23 protein-coding genes are annotated in these 20,356 nt (G+C 60.0%); 18 read left to right on the top strand and 5 right to left on the bottom strand.

Annotated elements, in window-relative coordinates; all coding sequences use genetic code 11:
• Window positions 1-62: 62 nt before the first annotated feature.
• The 3 genes from AC1DSZ_RS17465 (at window position 63) to AC1DSZ_RS17475 (ending at window position 4,864) form a co-directional block, all read left to right on the top strand.
• Entirely contained in the window at window positions 63-728 is a 666-nt protein-coding gene (locus AC1DSZ_RS17465; protein ID WP_476839621.1) for a response regulator transcription factor, read from the top strand.
• A complete protein-coding gene (locus AC1DSZ_RS17470) occupies window positions 715-2,100 on the top strand; it encodes a sensor histidine kinase (RefSeq protein WP_476839622.1) in 1,386 nt (461 codons plus the stop codon). The genes AC1DSZ_RS17465 and AC1DSZ_RS17470 overlap by 14 nt, the downstream gene beginning before the upstream one ends.
• Window positions 2,101-2,728: 628 nt before the next feature.
• Entirely contained in the window at window positions 2,729-4,864 is a 2,136-nt protein-coding gene (locus AC1DSZ_RS17475) for a hypothetical protein (protein WP_476839623.1), read from the top strand.
• A 311-nt stretch (window positions 4,865-5,175) separates the two neighbouring features.
• Here the strand turns inward: AC1DSZ_RS17475 and AC1DSZ_RS17480 are convergent, their stop codons facing one another.
• Complete coding sequence (locus AC1DSZ_RS17480; RefSeq protein ID WP_476839624.1) at window positions 5,176-5,538, bottom strand: DUF6538 domain-containing protein; 363 nt, start codon at window positions 5,536-5,538, stop codon at window positions 5,176-5,178.
• A 257-nt stretch (window positions 5,539-5,795) separates the two neighbouring features.
• Between AC1DSZ_RS17480 and AC1DSZ_RS17485 the strand changes: the two genes are divergently transcribed.
• From AC1DSZ_RS17485 to AC1DSZ_RS17540, 12 genes are all read left to right on the top strand, one after another.
• On the top strand, window positions 5,796-6,995 hold the full coding sequence (locus AC1DSZ_RS17485; RefSeq protein ID WP_476839625.1) for a tyrosine-type recombinase/integrase: 1,200 nt from the start codon (window positions 5,796-5,798) through the stop codon (window positions 6,993-6,995).
• The gene (locus tag AC1DSZ_RS17490; RefSeq protein WP_476839626.1) at window positions 6,992-7,660 is read left to right on the top strand and encodes a hypothetical protein; all 669 of its coding nucleotides are present in this window, start codon (window positions 6,992-6,994) and stop codon (window positions 7,658-7,660) included. The genes AC1DSZ_RS17485 and AC1DSZ_RS17490 overlap by 4 nt, the downstream gene beginning before the upstream one ends.
• A gap of 347 nt (window positions 7,661-8,007) precedes the next feature.
• Window positions 8,008-8,298, top strand: a complete 291-nt coding sequence (locus AC1DSZ_RS17495) for a helix-turn-helix transcriptional regulator (protein WP_476839627.1) — start codon at window positions 8,008-8,010, stop codon at window positions 8,296-8,298.
• Window positions 8,299-8,694: 396 nt separating this feature from the next.
• A complete protein-coding gene (locus AC1DSZ_RS17500; protein WP_476839628.1) occupies window positions 8,695-10,086 on the top strand; it encodes a replicative DNA helicase in 1,392 nt (463 codons plus the stop codon).
• Window positions 10,083-10,979: a helix-turn-helix domain-containing protein gene (locus AC1DSZ_RS17505; RefSeq protein WP_476839629.1), complete on the top strand. Its 897-nt coding sequence runs from the start codon at window positions 10,083-10,085 to the stop codon at window positions 10,977-10,979. Before AC1DSZ_RS17500 ends, AC1DSZ_RS17505 begins: the two co-directional genes overlap by 4 nt.
• Window positions 10,976-11,221 (top strand): hypothetical protein, encoded by a 246-nt coding sequence (locus tag AC1DSZ_RS17510; RefSeq protein WP_476839630.1) that lies wholly within the window; start codon window positions 10,976-10,978, stop codon window positions 11,219-11,221. Before AC1DSZ_RS17505 ends, AC1DSZ_RS17510 begins: the two co-directional genes overlap by 4 nt.
• Window positions 11,222-11,323: 102 nt before the next feature.
• Window positions 11,324-11,527, top strand: coding sequence for a hypothetical protein (locus AC1DSZ_RS17515; RefSeq protein ID WP_476839631.1), 204 nt, complete (start codon window positions 11,324-11,326; stop codon window positions 11,525-11,527).
• Complete coding sequence (locus AC1DSZ_RS17520) at window positions 11,524-11,730, top strand: hypothetical protein (RefSeq protein ID WP_476839632.1); 207 nt, start codon at window positions 11,524-11,526, stop codon at window positions 11,728-11,730. The genes AC1DSZ_RS17515 and AC1DSZ_RS17520 overlap by 4 nt, the downstream gene beginning before the upstream one ends.
• Before the next feature lie 78 nt (window positions 11,731-11,808).
• The gene (locus AC1DSZ_RS17525; RefSeq protein WP_476839633.1) at window positions 11,809-12,333 is read left to right on the top strand and encodes a hypothetical protein; all 525 of its coding nucleotides are present in this window, start codon (window positions 11,809-11,811) and stop codon (window positions 12,331-12,333) included.
• Window positions 12,330-12,752: a DUF5681 domain-containing protein gene (locus AC1DSZ_RS17530; protein WP_476839634.1), complete on the top strand. Its 423-nt coding sequence runs from the start codon at window positions 12,330-12,332 to the stop codon at window positions 12,750-12,752. Before AC1DSZ_RS17525 ends, AC1DSZ_RS17530 begins: the two co-directional genes overlap by 4 nt.
• Before the next feature lie 238 nt (window positions 12,753-12,990).
• Window positions 12,991-13,263: a hypothetical protein gene (locus AC1DSZ_RS17535; protein ID WP_476839635.1), complete on the top strand. Its 273-nt coding sequence runs from the start codon at window positions 12,991-12,993 to the stop codon at window positions 13,261-13,263.
• A 171-nt stretch (window positions 13,264-13,434) separates the two neighbouring features.
• Window positions 13,435-14,373 (top strand): hypothetical protein, encoded by a 939-nt coding sequence (locus tag AC1DSZ_RS17540; RefSeq protein ID WP_476839636.1) that lies wholly within the window; start codon window positions 13,435-13,437, stop codon window positions 14,371-14,373.
• A gap of 29 nt (window positions 14,374-14,402) precedes the next feature.
• Here the strand turns inward: AC1DSZ_RS17540 and AC1DSZ_RS17545 are convergent, their stop codons facing one another.
• Window positions 14,403-15,062 (bottom strand): recombinase family protein, encoded by a 660-nt coding sequence (locus tag AC1DSZ_RS17545; RefSeq protein ID WP_476839637.1) that lies wholly within the window; start codon window positions 15,060-15,062, stop codon window positions 14,403-14,405.
• Window positions 15,063-15,692: 630 nt separating this feature from the next.
• Between AC1DSZ_RS17545 and AC1DSZ_RS17550 the strand changes: the two genes are divergently transcribed.
• Entirely contained in the window at window positions 15,693-16,061 is a 369-nt protein-coding gene (locus AC1DSZ_RS17550; RefSeq protein ID WP_476839638.1) for a hypothetical protein, read from the top strand.
• 160 nt (window positions 16,062-16,221) lie between these two features.
• Here the strand turns inward: AC1DSZ_RS17550 and AC1DSZ_RS17555 are convergent, their stop codons facing one another.
• Complete coding sequence (locus tag AC1DSZ_RS17555; protein WP_476839639.1) at window positions 16,222-16,683, bottom strand: cupin domain-containing protein; 462 nt, start codon at window positions 16,681-16,683, stop codon at window positions 16,222-16,224.
• A 672-nt stretch (window positions 16,684-17,355) separates the two neighbouring features.
• Here AC1DSZ_RS17555 and AC1DSZ_RS17560 point away from each other — a divergent pair.
• A complete protein-coding gene (locus AC1DSZ_RS17560) occupies window positions 17,356-17,724 on the top strand; it encodes a response regulator (protein WP_476839640.1) in 369 nt (122 codons plus the stop codon).
• 636 nt (window positions 17,725-18,360) lie between these two features.
• On the opposite strand, the gene AC1DSZ_RS17565 is transcribed toward AC1DSZ_RS17560, so the two are convergent.
• On the bottom strand, window positions 18,361-18,699 hold the full coding sequence (locus AC1DSZ_RS17565; protein WP_476839641.1) for a hypothetical protein: 339 nt from the start codon (window positions 18,697-18,699) through the stop codon (window positions 18,361-18,363).
• 329 nt (window positions 18,700-19,028) lie between these two features.
• On the opposite strand from AC1DSZ_RS17565, the gene AC1DSZ_RS17570 reads away from it, so the two are divergent.
• On the top strand, window positions 19,029-19,943 hold the full coding sequence (locus AC1DSZ_RS17570; RefSeq protein ID WP_476839642.1) for a hypothetical protein: 915 nt from the start codon (window positions 19,029-19,031) through the stop codon (window positions 19,941-19,943).
• Window positions 19,944-19,970: 27 nt separating this feature from the next.
• On the opposite strand, the gene AC1DSZ_RS17575 is transcribed toward AC1DSZ_RS17570, so the two are convergent.
• Window positions 19,971-20,174 (bottom strand): hypothetical protein, encoded by a 204-nt coding sequence (locus AC1DSZ_RS17575; protein ID WP_476839643.1) that lies wholly within the window; start codon window positions 20,172-20,174, stop codon window positions 19,971-19,973.
• Between the last annotated feature and the right edge of the window lie 182 nt (window positions 20,175-20,356).

Genomic DNA, 20,356 nt, shown 5'->3' on the forward strand with positions numbered 1-20,356 from the left:
TCAGCGCTTGGGATTTGTCTAAAGAACGAAGCTGACTCCAACCTGACTGAGGCTACGACGGCGTGAGAATTCTCGTGATCGAAGACACGGTTGAAATCGCTCGGGCCATGACCGCACGGCTTGAGAAGATGGGCCATGCCGTCGATTGCGAAACCGATGGCCAAGCGGGATTGGATCTTGCGTCGGTGCAGGCTTACGACCTGATTGTGCTTGACCTCACTCTACCGGGCGAGGACGGCATCAACATCCTCAAAAGCATTCGCAAAAGACGTGATCCCACGCCCGTGCTGGTGGTCACTGCACGCTCCGCTGTCGATGAGCGCATCGGCACGCTCGACCTCGGGGCTGACGATTTTCTGATCAAGCCCTTCGACTATGGGGAGTTTGAGGCGCGGGCGCGCGCGCTTTTACGCCGCGCGGCGGGGGCATCAGACAACATCCTGACTGTCGGGCCATTGGTGATCGACCGAGGCGGTCGCATCGCATCGCTGCACGGTCAGCCCCTGCAACTCACGCGCCGGGAGCTCACCGTCCTGGAAATCCTGTCGGCCCGCCCTGGTCGAATTGTGCCCAAGGAGGAACTGATCGACCAGTTGTTCAACTTCGATCAGAACCCTAGCCAGAATGCTGTCGAACAATTCGTAGCGCGCCTTCGGCGCAAGCTTGGCCCCGGTTCGCTGGAAATCCGCACACTCCGGGGCCTGGGTTATCAGCTTGTTCGCCCCTGATCTGCAGCGCTCCATTCGCGCGCGTATCACGGCGTTCATCGCGATCATACTTGCGTTAGGCGCTGTTATTCTCGGAGCAGCGGCCTATCAGACTGCCCGCCTCGCCGCCGAAGATGCGTATGACCGGCTTTTGACCGGCGGCGCCATTCAAATAGCGGAAAACATCTACGTACAAGGCAACGTGGTATCGCTCGAACCTCCTGCTGCGACCCTCACGAGTCTCTCAGCCTATGACATGGTCTATTACAAGATCGTAGACCCGCGGGGCGTTGTCGTGGCGGGCTTCGATGATCTTCTTGGAGGCTCGCCAGAGGCAGCGCGAACGGGCGTCCACGTCGAGAATGGGATGTATCAGGGCCGGCTCATCCGGATTGCAACTGCAGCCAAACGGCTCGATGAGCTTGGTGCGGATCAATGGGCGACAATCGTGCTCGCCCAAACCACCGATGCGCGGATTTCGTTGACCTGGGCGTTGGCTCTGAAAGCTTTCGCTTTGATCGCGGCTTTGAGCATCGTGGCCCTTGCGGCGGCGTCCTACGCGATCCCGCTCGCACTCGCGCCGCTGGCGCGGATCGAAAGCGAGATTGCGGGGCGACGGCCTGACGCTTTGGGCAGGATCCAGGCCACGCCGCCGCTGGAGGTGCGCGCCCTCGTCGGGGCGATAGACGGGCTGATGGCTCGCTTCTCGCAACGCATGGAGGTGATGCAACGCTTCATAGGAGACGCCGCCCATCAAATCCGAACGCCTTTGGCGGCGCTGGACGCCCGGCTAGAGGTGATGGAAGGGGGAGCGGAGTTGAGCAGCGCCTTGCCGGAATTACGGTCCCGCGTCTCTGACCTGTCCCGCCTCACTGCGCAGCTGCTCGACCACGCCATGGTGATCCATAGGTCCCAAGCCGTGTCCATGGTCGAGACCGAGCTAAATGCATTCGCCCGCGCAGTATTGGCCCGAGCGATCCCGCTCTCTTTCGCTCGCGAGGTGGAGATTTCCTTTGAGGGAACGACCACCCCGACTTTTGCCCGCATTGATCCCGTTAGCCTGAGGGAGGCGCTCGTCAACCTGATCGACAATGCCCTCACGCACGGCGCACCATCTGCGTTGGACGTGCGTGTGCGATCCGAAACGAATTTCGTAACGATCGAGGTTGGCGACGATGGCCCCGGCATCGACCTGCACGATCACGAACGGATGATCCAACCGTTCGAGCGTGGTGAAGCCGGCCGAGGTTCCGGGCTGGGTCTCGCCATCGCGGCCGAGGTCGCTCGCGCCCACCAAGGCCGTGTGACTTTTCGTTCTGCCGAAGGTCGTTTCTGGGTCGGATGTTCGGTCGCCAGAGACGGTTTTGATGACGTTGATCCGACACAAGACTGAGCCTGCCTATCCGTCATCATAATTCCATCATGATGAGGACTACACGCATCCTCTGTCGGTCCATGTTTTCGGCCACGCTCGAGACTGGGCGTTGGCCGGGCAAAACAGAGTAATTCTGGTTCGCGGCTTTTCGGATCCTTGTTTGTAAGCAGCACAGGTACGACCTACGGGGCGGAGCTGTCTTGATGCACCGAGGCGTTGCTCGCAGGCGGAAACCATCGTCTCGCAACCGATAGGATCCACCTCCCCCAAGGATCACGAGCTGATCGCTCGGATGCATGAAGCGTTGGGCAATCAACTTCTGGTTGCTTTGCGCGTCGGCGCATCCGCCGGGACCGCGGCTTCATCGTCAATTCCTCGGCAGGCGAGCGCCTCAAAAAAGTCCGGTGCTAAGTATCGAAAATAGCAAACAGATCGCGTGGACGCTTGTCAAAAGCATCGGCGAGTTCACGCCGTCGCGCGGGACGCGAGATCCGGCTGGCCGTCAATCAGCGCCTTACAATTCTAACGTAGCCAGCCCCTAAAATGAATCCTAACTCTTAATAAAGGTTAATAGGGAGGGCGTCATGGCTACGATTTCAGCAGCACCGGTGGTCGGCCACAAAGTTCAGCGGCTGGTCGTGAAGGATTGGAATGGACACATAATCGCATCAGCGATTCCCAACGCTCGGGGCGTTGCAACGGTCACAGTTCCAACCGACAGGGCAGCGTTGAGGCGACCTGGAAGACATTCCTTCCAAATGGAGCCATCGCCCACAACAGCTACGTCAGTCTCTATACCTTAGACGTGAAGCCGGGCCAATTTGTCAGATATACAAAAATTGCGCCGAATGGTGCTCATCTCCCCCCGAAGATCGTCAGGGACGGAGTTGGCGCAGCGGCGACTGGAGACTTTCATCCTCTAGCCGGAAAAATCCAGGTTCCGATTGCGCGCGGAGAAAACGGGGTATTTGAAGTTCTCGATGCTGCAGGTCGGCTGGTCAAAAAGTACAAGGTCGATCCGATCCACTCAACGCTCATCCAGACGTTTCCTGTAATCAGCCTCCCTCCATCGAAACTCCCAAATATTCTTGAGCAGCGGCGTCAATTGGCGCTCAGGAATGCGCAGACGCAGACAGCCGTCGCTTGGGAGGCGCTGTCGGTCGGCCCCAACACATTGCAGGCGACACAGGCCAAGATCCATACAGCTGCCGCCGCGATCGAGGCAGCGCGACGGCTTGGCCTGAACGTTGCCCAGACTGCGAGCATGGACGGCCTCTACCGGCAACTCGCCGACATCAACTCGCGAGTGAAGACGGGAGGCGGGGACGGCAGTGCGCCCGGCGCCTCGGCGCGAAATCAGGATCTCGCGAGCCTTGCCACGCAATGGAACAACGCGCAGTTTGTCTCATCAACGTTTCTCCAGACCAATGTTATTGGCACTGCGACACAAGGGTTCAACTCAGTACAAATTATGAGTAAAGTAGCTGATGATGCATTGAGGGCTGTCGCAGCATTGAAGTCGCGTGTCGTCAGCATGAACAGTGTTTTGGCAAAACTTCTGGACCTGACCAATCCCGCAAAGACTGCGCAGAACCGGGTATCCTGGATGGAAATTGGTCATCAACTATACGGCGCGCGCGCGTTATCTTGGACACCAGACCAGATTTCTAACAAGGTGCTAAATGATGTCAAAGCAATGCGCGTTGAGAGTGAGCGCTGGCTAACCGGGAACGCAGCAAACATCAGGACTGTCGTAGCTGCGTATCGCACGGCGGCTCGTGAAGAGAAGCACATGAACGACAACGGGCTTTTCGACAAGATGACCACAGTGCTTACGCTGCTCGGCGCCGGGCTCTCTCTCGCGGGCACGGCGGGCAGCGCAGCGGCTTCTGTTTTCTCGATGCTAGCTCGAAAAAAGGCAGTCGCTGAACGACTGGGGCAGGTCGGAGCCACCGAAGCAAAACTGCTCAACCAAAAAGCTGCGTTGTCGGCAGCAACGGCAGAAGAGGAAAAATTCCAGAATATGATAAGGACTGGCGTGTATCCTCCGAACATGCCTCCAGCCGTAGCACGCCAGAAATATGATGCGGCTGTTGCGAGCAGGACCAGCGCAGAAAAAACTATCGCAGCCACGGACGGAAGTCTTGCGGTCAATCGTGATAGTTATGCGCTCTCGAATGCGCTTTATACTATCGGTAGGGCACAGCTCTACGGTTGGATTGCTGCTCTGACCGGAAGCACGACCACCTTTGGTAGGAATGTGTTAGCCGCACAACAGCCTGGCATTCCGGCGGAAGCGTGGAAGACCTACGCCGCTCGGGCCGTGGCGAATGCCCGGGCGGTTCAGACGGGAAGCTCGGGCGCAAACATTAAAAACGACAGCCAGTTGGCCGCACTGTTGACGACCCATAATCTCCTCTCCTCAGGGGCGTGGCAGACCTTTGCGAAAGCGCTGCGGAACATGTACGAAGTGATTGTACAGCGTCAACCGGAGCTATTCAGGATTCCGCCCGCAAGAACTGGCTGGACCAGCGCAGGAGGCCCGATCCCGAGCCGCATCTCGGGTGACGTGAACGTCTGGTACAAACGACAGCTTCAAACCTTCATCAACAACGCGACGATTGACAAAAATCACGGCGGATTTGTCTACGGATATGTTGGATATGCGGAAAAATTTTCTTATTTGTTCAAAGATTACCATCGCAATCCGCAGATTGCGATCTACCGCATACCTGTGCCAATACTTGCGGCATTCCCATATGCGGATAACTGGAACGGCTAAATAGAGTCACGAGCGGTAAAACATTTCCAATGTCTCGCGTCATCTGGTGATGTTCGATCCGTGGACCCTGGACACGAGACGCTCCCGCCATGAAGTGGGGGCGTCTGATCATCGTTAAGCCGGGGCGGACCCAATGTCGCCGCGGTTGCACGAATGGGGCTTGAAGCCGAAGCAAGCCGACTTGGGCGATGTCGAGGCGACCGTCTTCCAAGAAACCGCTTTTCGACATCCCGCAGGCCCACGCTATCGTCAGAGGCTTCGAACTGCGTGCTCGTGAGCGGGTTGGCGTCGAGCCATTCCTTCTTGATCAGTCACGTGAACAGCGTCCGGATGGGCGACAGGTACCTGTCGTCGATCGTCCCATTCGTGATGGTGGCGATCGGCTCCTTGCGACGGCCATTCGAATCGAAATCGTCCATCACGTGATCGATCACCGCATCCAACGCCGAGCGGGCCTGAGGCGGCAGCCCCATGCTCCTCAACGTCTCGAATGCCTCCTCGACCACCGACACCAGAGTCCGCGCACTTCGCTTGGACATCCGCGTGTCGCTCGTGAAGAGCGAGCGGCGGATGTCCGTTGTCCCGAGGCTGGCGGCGAATTCGGCCGGGATGGATTTCCGGATCCAGAAGACGTGGCCGCGCCTTGCGACCGAAGGTGCAATCGACCCATGCATAGAACAAACGCCCTGCCGGATGTGACGGGACGCTATGACGGAACGTGCGGCGAGTCAGGAAGCTTCGCCTAAGCGATTTCAACGACTTAGGGATGGCGGAGACGGAGTCCGCCAAACCATAGCTCGCAGGAGCCCGGGGCGGTTCGCCAGTATCTTAGGATCACATACGAATTCGGACTGGGCAGCTTTCACAGTTCGCCTGAGTTCGCTATAATCCGCGTTGAGCATTAGGGTGGATGTTGGGGCGACGCGACTGGATGGCGAGGGCGATTAACAAACTTTCGGCTCGGACCGCGGCGACGCTTATGAAGCCCGGTCGCCACTCTGATGGTGGCGGATTGTACCTAGTCGTCGATGCCAGCGGGGCGAAGCGCTGGGTTTTCCTCTTCCGTTGGGAAGGCAAGCTCAAGGAATTGGGGCTGGGCGGGATCAATATGGTTAGCTTGGCCGAGGCGCGTGAGAAGGCCAGCGACGCCCGCCGCCTCGTCGCTTCTGGTGCTAACCCCATCGAGTTGAAGCGAACAGCATCAGCAGCTGCGAAGCATCCGACTACGTTCGGCGGCTTTGCCGACCAGCTGATTGCCGACATCACACCGGGTTTCAGAAATCCGAAGCACCGGCAGCAGTGGAAGAACACGCTGCAGACGTACGCGGCCCCCCTCCGTGACAAGCGCCTCGACGCTATTCAGACCGACCATGTACTTGAAGTGCTCAAGCCGATTTGGTTGACGAAGCACGAGACTGCCTCGCGACTCCGAGGCCGTATCGAGCGGGTGCTCGACGCTGCTCGAGCAAAAGGGCTGAGGTCGGGTGAGAACCCGGCCAGGTGGCGAGGTCATCTTGAGAACCTTCTGCCCAAACGCCAGCGGCTCACCAGGGGCCATCACGCAGCGCTGCCGTATACCGATGTGCCTGCGTTCATGGTCGAACTTCGGGCACGAGACGGAACGGCCGCGCGAGCGCTCGAACTCTGCATCCTGTGCGCCAGTCGGTCAGGAGAGGTGCTTGGAGCCCAATGGTCCGAGATAGATCTAGAGGGAAAAGTTTGGACGATCCCGGGCGCTCGAATGAAAGCTGGCCGGGAGCACAGGGTGCCTCTCACCGACGCGGCGCTGGTAGTTCTGGCCACTGTTAGCCAAGCGCGAACTAACGCCACTGCAGATTTCGTTTTCCCTGGCCTACGCATCGGTCGGCCGCTCTCGGTAATGGCTATGGAGATGGTCCTTCGGCGCATGAAGCGGGACGAGATCACCGTTCATGGCTTTCGGTCCAGCTTTCGGGATTGGTGCGGCGAGGCAACGAGCTTCCCGCGCGAGATTGCTGAAGCAGCATTGGCTCATCAGGTCGGCGACGCCACCGAGCGGGCATACAGACGAGGAGACGCTTTGGAGAAACGTCGAGCTTTGCTGGAGGACTGGTCGGCATTTGCTACAGGCGAACGGAGGGCAGCGGCGTGAGCGGCGAAAAATCTGAAGAGGTCGCTTTCAGGTATGTAGATAAGGATCGGCTCTCTCGTGCCCTTCAAGACACCTCCGACCAACTACAAACCGCAGCTTACCTTCACCACGTAGGCCAACACCGCGACGGTATGCGGTGGAGCTTGCTGACGGTCATAACTATGCTCAGAAATCTTGGTTTTGAGTATCAGGAGATCGAACCCTTAAGCCACTTGCAAACAGCACTGGCGGATCTGGATGCTGGCAAAACGCATCCAAGTCTCGAGGCTTTGAAGGTCCAAAATGCACGCGGAAAAACCACGTCCGAATGGTCCGCGCGCGCAGCACTGGCCGGCGCATTGGAAGCACGCGTCGCTTCGGGCGAGCGCCGTGAAGTAGCTGCGGCACAGATCAGCAGCCGGTTCGACGTTCTTGGCGACGGCTCGAAACACCACAAAGAAGGTGCGCGACGGCTAATCAGGTGGCGAGAAGAGTTTTCGACGGGTAAGGCGAATTTCGACAGCTCCCATCTCGTTATATTTGAGCAAGCGAAAGCCAAGGCAGCGGAACTCAAGTCTAATGCGGATCACGTCGTGGCTGTGAAGCACCTGCACGACTTGGCAGATCGACTACTAGAGATTGCTGCTGGGTATCGCGCCCGGTTCCCTATTAACTCCCGCCCTTAAAGGGAAGCCCGGCTCGGTTTTCTCCCCTCTCTTAGCTGTGAAAGAGAAGAGCCATTCTTCGAGACGAACCAAGGCAACATCGCCGAGGTTCGCAGAAGAAGGGCATACGCAATGGGCTCTATCCCGGTAATCACGACCGAGGGAAGCACAGGCACGCCTCTAGCTTATAATGCAGAGGGGTTTCTGCGTGCGGCAGGCATTGGCAAAACCAAGCTCCATGAGGAAATTAACGCTGGGCGTTTGAAAGCGCTCAAGGTTGGCCGCCGCCTAATCATCACACATGACGACGCAAAGGCTTGGCTGGACAGCTTGCCGGCCCGTCCCGCCTCCAAGAAGGAGGTGGTGTGATGCAGTTCACCAACGAATTCGAAGCTCCTGAACTGCTCCAGCAGATACCCGCCGCCGAGTCCGAACAGCTTCTCAGTCGTGCGGACGCCGCCGCCTACGTGCAGTCGCGCTGGGGGGCTAAGTGCAGCCGATCCTTCCTAGCGAAAATGGCATGCCTAGGGGGCGGCCCGCGGTTCGTGAAGATTGGCCGCAGCGCCGTGTACTCCCGGCCGGATCTCGATGCTTGGTGCCGCTCCAGAATGAGCGCGCCAGCATCGAAAGCTTCCTCTGAACAGGAGGCCATTGCCTGATGGGTAAAATGGTGAAGCCGGCGCGTCTCGGGAACGCGCCAGCTCCTGGGTATCGCTTCACGGCTGAAGGATACCCCACTAAATATGCAAATTCCGGCAACAAGTCCAGCCTGCCGCTTGCTGATCTGCAAGCATTTTGGCTTGCGAGTCGCGCTCGCATTTCCCTCGATCATGCGCGCGCCGTACGCGAGCTGGCCTTCCCAGCGAGGCCGGCATGAGCGTGATCTTGTTTCCTCGCCGGCAGCCTCAACGCCGATACCCAAGTGCTTTAGCCAATCCTCTGGAAGGCCAAGAACCTGCGACACCCGAACAATTTGCCAGGGTGACGGAATGGATGAAGCGCCGGGCTGCTGAAAAGTGGCGGCGGGAGTGCGCGGAACGCCGGGGGACGAGCCGGTGATCGCTCATTTCCCAAGTTCAGACGGCCTACAAGCTGAGCAGGCGCTGCTAGGCGCAGCTCTCCACCACCCGGCCGTTATCGACCAAGTGCGCGGCATCATCGCGGTCGACGACATCGGGGAGCCCGTGCACAGGCTCCTTTTCGAAGCAATGGCCAGCAAACGAGACGAAGGCGGGACGTTCGATGCCCCGCTGCTTCGCATGCTCGTCGAGGACCTGGATCTCGGCGGGCTGACTGTCGGGCAGTACATCGGTCGCCTACACGCCTCAGCCACCACGATCGGCCACGCAGTCGAATATGCCAAGGAGATCCGCAGGCAGGCGGATCGGCGCCGACTGTGGGGCGTCGCCCAGGCCATCAAAGGGGCTCTAGACACGCCGGTTGGAAGGCCGGCTGATGTGGCCGCCTCGGCGATTGAAATGCTGGACGAGATCGTCGCCAGCGCTCCTGGCGCGGGGCCCCAGTGTGTGAACGTCGGCGAGGCGGCCGACCAAGTGTTGGCCGAGATCGGCCGCATTCGCGGCGGCGGCAAGCGTGCCGGCGCTTCTTATGGCCTTCCCTCGCTCGATCACATGACCCTCGGAATGAAGCCGGGCGAACTCATCATCGCCGCAGGCCGGCCTGGTATGGGTAAAAGCACATTCGGTGTCGCGGTATCCCTTAAAGCGGCTCAGCGCGAAACCGGTGTCTACTTCGTCAGTCTTGAGATGGAAGCCCAGCAGCTGAGCGAGCGCGCCCTTGCGGCTTTAGCATTCGACGACCCAGGCAACGTGCTCAGCTATCGAACAATCGGCGAGGCGGCAAACCTCACCGACAAGGACCTTTGGCGGCTCCAGAAGGCTCGTGACAGGCTCAAGGGCGTGCCGCTCAGCATCGAGCAGCAACCCGGCCTGACTTTGTCGCAAATCGGTGCGCGTGCACGCCAGCGACAGGCGCGGATGGAGCGCGAGGGAAAGCCGCTGCGGCTGATTATCGTGGATCACCTCGGGCTCGTGCGACCGTCGACGCGCTACTCTGGCAACCGCGTCCAGGAAGTCAGCGAGATCACGTCCGGGCTCAAGGTGCTTGCGAAGGAGCTTGGCGTGGCCGTGATGGCCCTGTGTCAGCTAAGCCGAGGGATCGAAAGCCGCGAAGACAAACGCCCCACGCTTTCGGACCTGCGCGATTCCGGCTCCATTGAGCAAGACGCTGACCTGGTGCTCGGCCTCTACCGCGAAAGCTATTACCTCGAGCGCAAACAGAACCGCACCGACGAGGAGGACGAGCGCCTGCTGAATGTGCAGCAAGAGCTGGTCGTGGAGGTCCTGAAGCAGCGGCAAGGCCCGACCGGAAGCGTGCGGCTTTTCTGCTCCGTCCCGTGCAACGTTGTGGCGGAGAAGCGCGCATGAGCATCTCGGCGCTTCGTTGGGCCAGAAATCAGACGGCTGGGAACCTGATCAGCAAGGCCGTCCTGATGGCAATCGCCGGCTACGCCGACGACAACGGGACTGCTTGGCCATCTGTTGGCCAGCTTTCGCTAGAAACAGAAATGAGCGAGCGCGCCGTTCAGAAAGCCATTGCGGGCTTGGTCTCGGCCGGCTTGCTTACCCGCGAAAAACGGATTCGGTCAGACCTTTCGCAATCTTCGAATCGGCTGACGCTGAACATTACGGTGGAGGGAGAACAACGTGCACCCAGGGGTGAACGATATGCACCCCCTCCCCCGGTGAATAATGTGCACCCAGGGGTGAATGATATGCGGGGCGGGGGTGAACAATGTGCACCCCTCGTTATACTTGAACCACCAGATGAACCTCTCTCGTCCGCTACCGCGGACAAGCATGGATGCACGCCGAGGAAAGCACGGCCCGGAAGCCCTTCAGCCGAAGAGCCCTTCAATCGGTTCTGGCAGGAGTACCCGCGGCGGGATGGGCCCAACCCAAAGAAGCCTGCGCGAGCGAAGTTCGAGGCGGCCGTGAAACGGGGAGCCAATCCCGAGGAAATCATCCGCGGGGTTAGGCAGATGGCACAGCGGAACGCCGACAAACCCGAGGCCGACCGCCGGTTCATCCCGCATGCCGTCACCTGGCTCAGTCAGGAACGCTGGCAAGACGTTGAGCCGGCCCAGGACGTCGCGCCCGCGGCGGCAACGGTCCCCGATGAGAAGTGGCGTAGGTGGGTCACAAATTGGCAGAAGACCGGCAGCTGGTCGGCGGCAATGGGCCCTGCGCCAAACGAGCCAGACACCCTCGTCCCGGCTCACATATGGCCGGGCCGCAACGATGCTGAGGCAGCGGCATGATCGCCGGCGTTCTCATCCGCGGAGCGCTGCGCGACCAGCGCCGGGCTTTACTCGCCGGCGAGGTCAACACCTGCTGCCCAACATGCGGGTTTGTCTCGACCCACCACCTTTACAGCCGCCGCTCCGCAAATGGCTCACTGGTGATCTCGGCGAATGCCGTTACGGGCGACGGGCCTGGTGAGATGATGCGGTTCGCTCAAAGCGGCACTTGGCTTCAAGTGAAATTTGAAATTCCATTCTAGTTTCGGCGGGAAGTAAGCGAGATACACTCAAGGTAAACGAAGTAGCATTTTCCTGCATCCCCGATCTGATCTATTGTTTCCATAGATCGATCGGAGGCGAATATGAGCAACAGGACTTTGACGCAGGAGAAGTTTCTTCTTTGCGCGCCTGCCGGGTTCTCAGCCGCGATGAAGAAGGCGGCGCAACGGCAGATGACGACCAGCTCGGGTTTCGCCCGTCTCGCTATTGTCGAGAAGATCCGCAGCTTGGGGATCGAGATCGATGACGTTCCGCCCGCGCCGGAGCCCAAGGCGCCGCGTCAATGACTGCGCCGATCGCGAGCGACCAGACCAGAGACGATCTCGCAGCGAACTTCGCGAGCATCCAAGCGCTGCTGGCGGACCCTCAGGCTAAACCCCGCGACGCGAACAAGGCGCGAGTCCGGGCCAGATCTCGAGCGCTTTCTGAAGCCGCGGCGCTCGCTGCCTTGGTATTCATCGGCATGATCATAGCCGGGTTTGCCACATGATTTCGGAAATAGAGCGGGAAATGAGAGAGAGTGGGCATGTCTAGGCCAGGAGGAGGCGGCAGGCCGAAGACTACCGGCATGTTCGAGCTGGATATTCGCTGGCTCGGCCGGAATGGCTATCTGGAGCGGGGGGCAGCTCGCCGGCTGCGTCAAACGATCAACGGCCACCTGATCGCGGACGCCCGCATAGAGGCAAAGACTGACGCGCTGCGGGTGACGATCGGCGAGCGCTGCGACTGGGTGGGCATCGCGCGCACTGAGCAGCGCCTAGGCGGCGAGCGCCGCTGGTTTATGTGCGATGAGTGCGGCAAGCGCGCCGCGGTCCTGTACGGCTTCCCACTGGCCTGCAGGACGTGCCAGGGCCTCGCCTACCCTTCCCAGCGTGAAACGGAGCGCGATAGGGGCCTCAGGAGGGCCAGGAAGGCCCGCGAGCGCATAGGCGGCTCCGGCAATCTCTTGGATCCCTTCCCTGCCCGCCCCAAGGGCATGCACGAGAGAACCTACAGCCGGCTGTGGGCAGCATCGATTCAGGCGGAGCAAGCGACCCTATCTCTGACGGCCAGGCTCATCGCTAACAGCGCAACAGTGGGGCAAGGGCGATGACCGGACGCTTTCAAAAAGGCCAGAGCGGCAACCCCCGCGGAAAGCAGCCCGGGCTCCGCAGCGAACTCGCGCGCAAGATCGACGAGCTTTTGGAGAATGAAGCCGAGGCCATCATCCAAAAGGCAATCAATCTCGCAAAGTCGGGCGACCCATCTGCGCTGCGCCTCTGCCTGGAGCGCCTCGCCCCGGTACGGAAGGACCGGCCCGTTGTGTTCGCCCTGCCCGAGATCAACACCACGGCCGATGTCGTGCGGGCCTCCGCGGCGCTCCTGCAGGCTGTGGCTTCAGGCGAGCTGACGCCATCCGAGGCGGCCGAGCTGGGCAAGCTTGTCGAGGCGCACGTGCGGGCGATCGAGGCAACCGAAATTCAGGACAGGTTGGCGCGGCTTGAGGACATGGGCATGGGGAGCAAGCGATGAGGCGGGACGTAGTTGTGCGGCTGGAGCGTCTGGAGGCCCGCCGGGAGTCCTATGTGGCGATCGTGCCGAAGGCGACGCGGGACGCCGCTGTGTCGGACTCCCTGGCGAGCTATCGCACTGCCGGCGGCTTCCTCGCCTCTGTGGGGCCTCTGGGCGGCTCTCGCCACGTGACCGTCCAGCAGCAGCGCGCCGCGATTGAAGCGGCATTCCGAGCAGATCAATAAGGCTGGAGGGCCCCATGCGTGCTTTTGAAGGGCGTTTACGCAAAATCGAGACGGCGCAACGCCAACGTTTCGGGACACCCCTGGAGAGGATGACTGACGCGCAGCTAGAGGCCGCGATGTTCGCATCTTGCGCACAGCTGGAGCGATCAGAAGGGCCCGGGTGGAAGGATCAGGTCAGAGCCGAATTCCTAGCTGCCAGCAAATACCCCAAAGGGCACCCGGCCTATCCCGGAGAGGGCGAATTCATCGACGAGTTGCTGGCCTCATACGAAGCCTTAAAAGGCTGAGGTGCACCTTGCGGCCCGCGTGGCTCCTGCTTTTGCAGGAGGATGCAGGCGACTATCCAATATGTGGGCTTGGCTGTTCCTGCCTACCGGTCGGGCAGCCTACCCTCAGCTTTGCTTTCTGCGCAGATACCGCGACAATACCCTCGGATGTGCGCGCCGTCGGATTTGTAAATGGAACAGCTCCTTAAATATGCGTTGAAGCTTGATACTAATCCTGAGTATAAATCTCTCTACAGCTGGTCGATTCAAGAACATGATCAGAGTGGACGCAAAATCGGTCGCGATTTTATACCATGGCCGTGGTCTCTGTATTTTCGTTTAGAAGACATAACTTACGCTATCGCGGTCAATTCTATCGGTAGTAAATACGCGCCTGAATCTGAACTGGCGCATCGAAACAATACGATCAAGCTTGCTGAGACGTACATCGGTGACGCAATCCCGACGGAGTATGAAGGGCAGGACACGACCTATTCCCTTATGGGAAGCGACACCAAAATAAAAAAGTTCGGTTTCAGAATCATCAAGATTGCCGACGCCGGGATCGAAGAGCAGTGCCGTTTTTGGGCATTCTCAGGGTACACAACAGACTGGGATTTTCAAAAACAGACTGTCCCAGACTCGGCGGGGCTCGAAATTTACCTCACGGCCGAAAAATTCGACCAGCTTCGGGCGAGACTACACGTTGCTGAGCCAAGCGAGATCATAGTTCGACTGTCAGAGGTCGATGGATTCTATTCCGATTGGTCACCATCGATTCGAACGGACATGATTAAGATCCTCGTGGAGCAAAAAGTTGAGATGCCGGAAGGCTGCGAGATCACGCCACCCTCGACTGGACACGTCGGAGAGGTAGACGTGTTTTTCAAACGCAACCAAACGTTCGCGTCTTCAAAAGGCGAAGAAGATCTCGACGAGGCCGACGAAGACACCCCGAGCGAGCAGCAACGCTTGCAGCGGCGGGCAGATAGATTAGCGCAGGTTCTCCCGATTGAGGGCATGTTAGCCGCGCAGGCGAACCGTATCGAAAACGCCGTAAACAGAGCCGTTCGGCCGCTCTGGATCTTAGTGCTTCTTGGTCTACTGCTGGTGCTTCACCGCTGGGCCTGACAAGCCGCATGCCCTCGCAGCGTTGCATGTCATCTCCGAGCCGCCAGCACCTCCTTGACGGCCATATGGCTGATCGTGATTCCTGTCGCCGCCATCTCCGTCGAGATTGCCCGGAGGGACTTGCCCGCTGCCCGGGCGACCGCCATGGCCTTAATGGCATCCTGTTCGGCCTGGTGCTCGACAAGTCCGCCTTCAGCGTCGACCCGGTAGCCGAATGGAATGGAGCCGCCGAGATAGCGGCCGCGCGCTTTTTGGTCTGCCTTCACTGTGGCGACACGCTCGCGGATGCGGTCGCGCTCTGCCTCGGCGACGGCGCTGAGGATCGTGAACACCAGCTTGGCTATCCCGTTGGCGGTGACGTCGCCGCCCAGGTCGATCATGTGAAGGTGCACGCCGAGGCGCTTCAGGTGCTCCAGGTTGGCAAGGGCGTCGCTGGCGCTGCGGAACATGCGATCGAGCTTCGGCGTGATCACCACATCGCCGGCCTTGAGGACCGACAGCAGCTCGCCACCGGCAGGACGCTCGATGAGGGGCTTGGAGCCGGACACGCCGCGTTCAACAAAGGTGCGGTCTAGCTGCAGGCCCTGCATCAGGGCGTAGCCGGCAACGGTGCGCTCCTGAACATCGAGGCTCTCGCCTTCGCTGGCCTGCCGATCGGTCGAGACTCTCGTGTAAGCGAAGGTGGCCATCGGCTTGCCTCTGTAATCCTGTAAACCTGCAAAATCACTGTCTCACAGGAGAGGCGATCTGTAAACCTCCTTTAGCAAGTTGCCGTCACCAAAGTAAGCGAACGAAACAGGACTTCATCGTGGCTACGCGAGAGTGTCGGACCGGTTATTTCGAGATCGTGCGAGATGCGATCCGGGACGCAGGCAAGCAGGCTGATGGTATCTGGCTGGACGAACACGGCTTCCGCACCGATGAGTATCAGGTCATCTCAGCATCCCTGCAGGCAATGGCAGAGGCTCTGGCTGACGACGGGTTTGCCAAAGCCCGTCGATCAAAGCGCGAGGTGGACCTGCGGCACGCCATTGAGAATTCTATACGGGAGCATGAACGCAGATCGCGTGAAAACGGCTGGAGCTACACGGCCCACCTTACGCGCGATCTAGGCCCATGGCCGCCAGTGAGAGTTAAGGCTGCAGTGGCACCCACCCGAAAGGCCACTGTCCCCAGAAAGCGAAAGCTGCCTGAGGATTAGCGGATCGCCAATCGCGCTGACCCGGCACAAGGACACCCGCACCGTCCGCGGCTACATCCGCAGGGCGAACATGTTCAAGGGCCACGCCGGCTCGTCGTTCCTCTAGATCGAGAAGACTATGTCGGACGATGTTAGCGCTGCCGTTCACGCCTTCCTCGCCGGCGAGAGGCTGGAGCAAACCAGAGACTATCTCACGCGAGGTCGAGCCCTTGAGGGGCAAGACTCGACGATGGTCGCTGCGCGCTGGATCTTCGAAATGCAGCGTTACGCGGCGCGACCGAGGGGCTTCAACCGCACGATGATGGAAGACGCTGAAAGCGAGCTCGGATTGCGCGGGATGGAGGTGCCGTACCATCTCGTTGAGAAGGATGTCGATGAACTCGTGCGCGTAGGCGACGAGATATTGGCCGAGGCGACAGACGAGCAGAAAGCGAACCTGAACGCCGAGATCCTGGAGAAGGGTAACTTCAAGCGCCCAGGCCATTGACGGCGGGCTGATCGGCCAGCCGCTGCGGCGGCCGTTCACGATCGTCCCGCAGCGTGAACGAAGCCGGGTCGAATCGGCGGAAACGCTTGTGGCAAGTGCCGTTGCAGGCGCAGCGCCCCGCCCTCGTTCCGCGTCAGATCCCGTTTCCGAGGTTACCTATCTATGAGGTCTGCAGCGTGGAGAGCTGCTCTGTATCGAAGCGGCTTCGCAGTTGTGCGATTGCCTGAGGATCAGGCGGGCTTCCAGTCGACACCAACGCAGACAGCTCATCGAAATATCGTTCGTGGCCAGGCGGCGACACCGTCATGATCATGCGTGCGGGCTGGTCGGTTCGATTGGCGATGTTATGGGGGACGCCCGGCGGGATCAGCACATAGGCGCCGGGCTCGGCGGCGACAGTTCGATCGCCTATCTCCCAAGTGCATTCACCTTCGAGGACGAAGAACGTCTCTTCCTGGACGCGATGAACATGGCGCCCGGTACTGAACCCGGGAGCGACGGTCCATTCGAAAACACATGCGTATTTGGAGTTCTCGCTCGTAGCCAAGTACCGCAGTGGAGCCCCGGCCAACCGAACCTCTTTGCCTTCGCCAGGGAGATAGATGGTTGCACGTTCGGTCATCGGACGCCCCCAGTGCAGGAGAACCGACATCCTGCCACCCAGACTGCCGCGGGTCTTTATGACCGGACGGCCTAAGTCTGCGAAGCCCGGATTGAAGCGCTCTCTGCTCAAGGCAATCGCACGAGCGGCATGCGGCAGAGATGGCCAGACGCGGCGCCTGAACAAGAAAGAGGGCCGCTCCGAAAAGCGACCCCAAGTGGAGGGAGGAGTGCCCAAAAGGGCAGGACGCCTCGCGGCGCCACTGGAAGCTAAGTACTGCAGTGCAGCACGGCAACCCTGACCTTCGGGGCATAGCGTCGTTGGGCTGCTACTGACGGGCCACGATCCAAAGGACGATTGCGAGCGAAGCCAAGCTGATCACGGCAACGCCCATGTTTGTTGTCGAGGTGAGAGTTGGACACGCCGCCGGCCCGACGAAGGCGTGCAGGATGGAGCAGCCAAAGCCTCCAGCCGATCTGACGACCTGATCCAGCGAACCGTCCCGCAAGGATCGGCCCCGCCGTTGCGCTGCGGCGGGGCCGTCTCCCGAGCCAGAGGCGGACGTCTCCGGCAGCGTTGAAGCTGCGCTGCATTGGTTAACGGCGCGCAAATGGATCGAACTGCGCTACGGGCTGGTCAGGAACCATTATTGCTTCAAAGCAATGTGAGACTGGGGCGCTTGAGAAGCCGGAAATGTCGCTCGCAAACGCCCGCATCCTCGTGGTCGAGGACGAGTACCTGATCGCGATTGAGTTGGCCGCCGAACTTGAGGCGGCCGGTGCTCAGGTAATCGGCCCCGTCGCTTCCGCGGCTGAGGCGTTGCGGCTGCTGGAACACGTCGAGATAGAGGCGGCCGTCCTGAACTACACGTTGACGGACGGGCTCAGCACTCCTGTCGCAGAGAAGCGCCACGATCTTGGAAAGCCGTTCGTTCTTGCGACGTCGTACGAGCCCTGGATGCTGCCTGGAACATCCATCTCGGTTCCAATCATCAGCAAGCCAATCGATCATAAGGCGCTCGTCCGAACGCTGCTCACGTTTGTGCGGCGTCAAGACGCCTGATCGCACGGGCGCACCTTGTGCATGGGAACCGACTCGACAGGCAGAGCAGAAAGCGCAACGCTATCTCTGCTGCCTGCATAGACGCACTCGCAGCTTCCCGGCCCATCGGCTCACGATGCGCCCCGATCTTTCCGAACCACTGCATCATTGCCTTGTTAAGGGGCTTGGCGTCCTCGTATGGACCACCTCGTGCCGTAAGATCGCAGCACCTGCTCAGGAAAATAGCGCCGAGCTATGTAGAGGGCGCGCCTTTTCTTTCATGATCGGAATCATGATACTTTAAAGGCGGACCTCCTCCTGAGGCTTGAGCAACTCAATTGGGGGCCCCAGGCCCGGAGAGGGCATTTTCCTGCCCACTCCGGGCCTCGGTGATCTTTGCTCGTTTCAGAAGTCGCCTCAACAGGGATGCGCGAGGCGGACCAGGGCGCAGGAAAGCGTCGAGTCATGGAGCCAGCAGCGTGGCCTTCCTGATGTTAGGCGCGCCTTAACCGTACCGGCGCACATTGGCGGGGCAGGAAAGTCCCCTCCAGTGTACCTGCAGCGTATTGAGCCCGCCGGCAGCGCAATGGCGGGCTCATTTCGCTTCCAGTACGGGTGAAAATCCTTGTCATATAAAACCGACGCTGAATGCGCAGATCAGAGCGCAAGCAGCGTCGAAAGCCGAGCGACACCGGCGGCTATCCTCCGGGCTTCGTCCCAGGTGAGATCCCCAGCCCGGCGATCGGCGTAGTAGATGCCCGCGACCGCGTAGCCCGGCGAGTTGACCCGGAACATTCCGTCGCTGTCCTCGACGCTCCACGGGCCGGCGGGGATCTCGCCCCTCTCCGCCGCCTCCCCTTTCAGCACGCGCGGAAGCTTGGCGATCGCGTGCGCGACGCGCTCGGCCGTGGCGGCGTCCATTTGCCCCATGACGGAGCTGCGGCCCTCAAAGTCGGCATAGCAGTAGATCAGCCGGCAGCCGCTCGCATCGGACACGAGGAAGCCTCCGGGGATGCGGGAGGCGGACCAGGGTGGTCGGAAACGGCGGGTCATAGGTCAACGTTCATGGGGCGCGGAGTTGGGGGGTCCGGACGATCCGTACCATGCGGGAGCCTGTGCTGATGAAGCGGGCCCGCTCCCAAGCTAGGGGTTTCCCGCGTCCAGTTCACGGGCAAACGCGGATAGCGGCCCTCTTGCCGGTCATGAGACTGTCCGGGCAAATCTATTGAACAGGACGAAGTTCGGGCGCGACAATGCAGCCCTCCCCTTTGAGCCCCCACCTGCGAGGTAGCGCGATGTCTGTGGACTGCGACCCGAGACGGGAAATGATCGATGGGGCTCTGCGAAACGTTCTCGCGAGCGAAGAATTTCATCGTTCAAAGCGGCTTAGCCAATTCCTGTCTTACATTGTCCAGGAGACCCTAGAAGGGAGACAGGATCGGATCAAAGCCTACGCGATCGGGGTATCCGTCTTTAACAGGCCGCAGAACTTCGACCCCAACCTCGATCCTCTGGTCCGTATCGAGGCTGGTCGGCTCCGCCGCGCGCTCGAACGTCACAATCACAGATCAAACGATCCGATCCAGATCGATGTTCCTAAAGGAGCGTATGTCCCAGTCTTCAAAACCTGCATCTCCTTGGTGGAATCGCCAGGCGGCGGGGATGATGCCCAGCCACGGCTATCCTTTATTGCGGGGGCACGTTCAGTGATCTCACCGACGAATTGGGGAGTTCGGGTCACGTTTGCAGCTTCAATCGTAGCCGTTGCCGCAGCCCTGCTTTCCTCGGGCTACTGGATGAGCCCAACCACCTCCGAGAAGCCACTTTTCGCCGTTCTTCAATTCACGGCGATTGGCGCCAATCATCGCGCCCAACAGATCGCCAGCGGCGTTTCGGAGGAGGTGATCAGTGTTCTCGCCGAACAAGGGGACATCGCAACCCTAAGCCGTGTTGCGACCGAGATGCACGGCACGAACACGGCCAGCCAGGGGCGCTACAACATCCGGTACTTCGTCGAGGGCAGTGTGTTCACGTCGGAAACAAAGGGAGTTGTCGCCGCTCGGCTTGTGGACGCAAGAGGCGGACAGGTTCTCTGGTCCAGCCGATACAACATCGCTTCCGATGGCGATCTCGTCACCCTGCAGTCGGATCTGGGTCGCGGCATCGCGCAACAAATCGTTGGCCCGAACGGGGTGATTGAACGCCTGCCGCAACGGAAAGGCGCAGTCCCGCGACTCTAGAGGCAGTCAAAGCCCTAGCGGCGCGTGTTACTGTCGTCCAGTGACGACGGTGCGGGATTTGCAACCTGTGTAGATCTTGATGGCCAGTTCCATGAAGGAATCGGGATCAACGTTCAGGTTCCTTGAAAGGTAGTCGGAGACGCTGGCTCCAAACTCTTCGTCAGCCAGTTCCCCGTGCCCCGCCACGAACTTCTCAACGACATCTTTCAAATTCTGGGAAGAGCTATCCATCGGGCGATCTCGGTTTCGATAGACAACCGTTAAACACAAGCCGGACATTATCACTGGTACGACGTAACCGTCCAACTTGGTCGAATTGACGTCGTACCAATTCGAACAAACGTACTCGGGTGTCTGGCTTCGGGCCATGAGGACATGGCCAAAGCCCTGCTAACCCTTTGCAGTCGTCAGGC

This window comes from Alsobacter sp. P4_H11 (assembly GCF_056400925.1).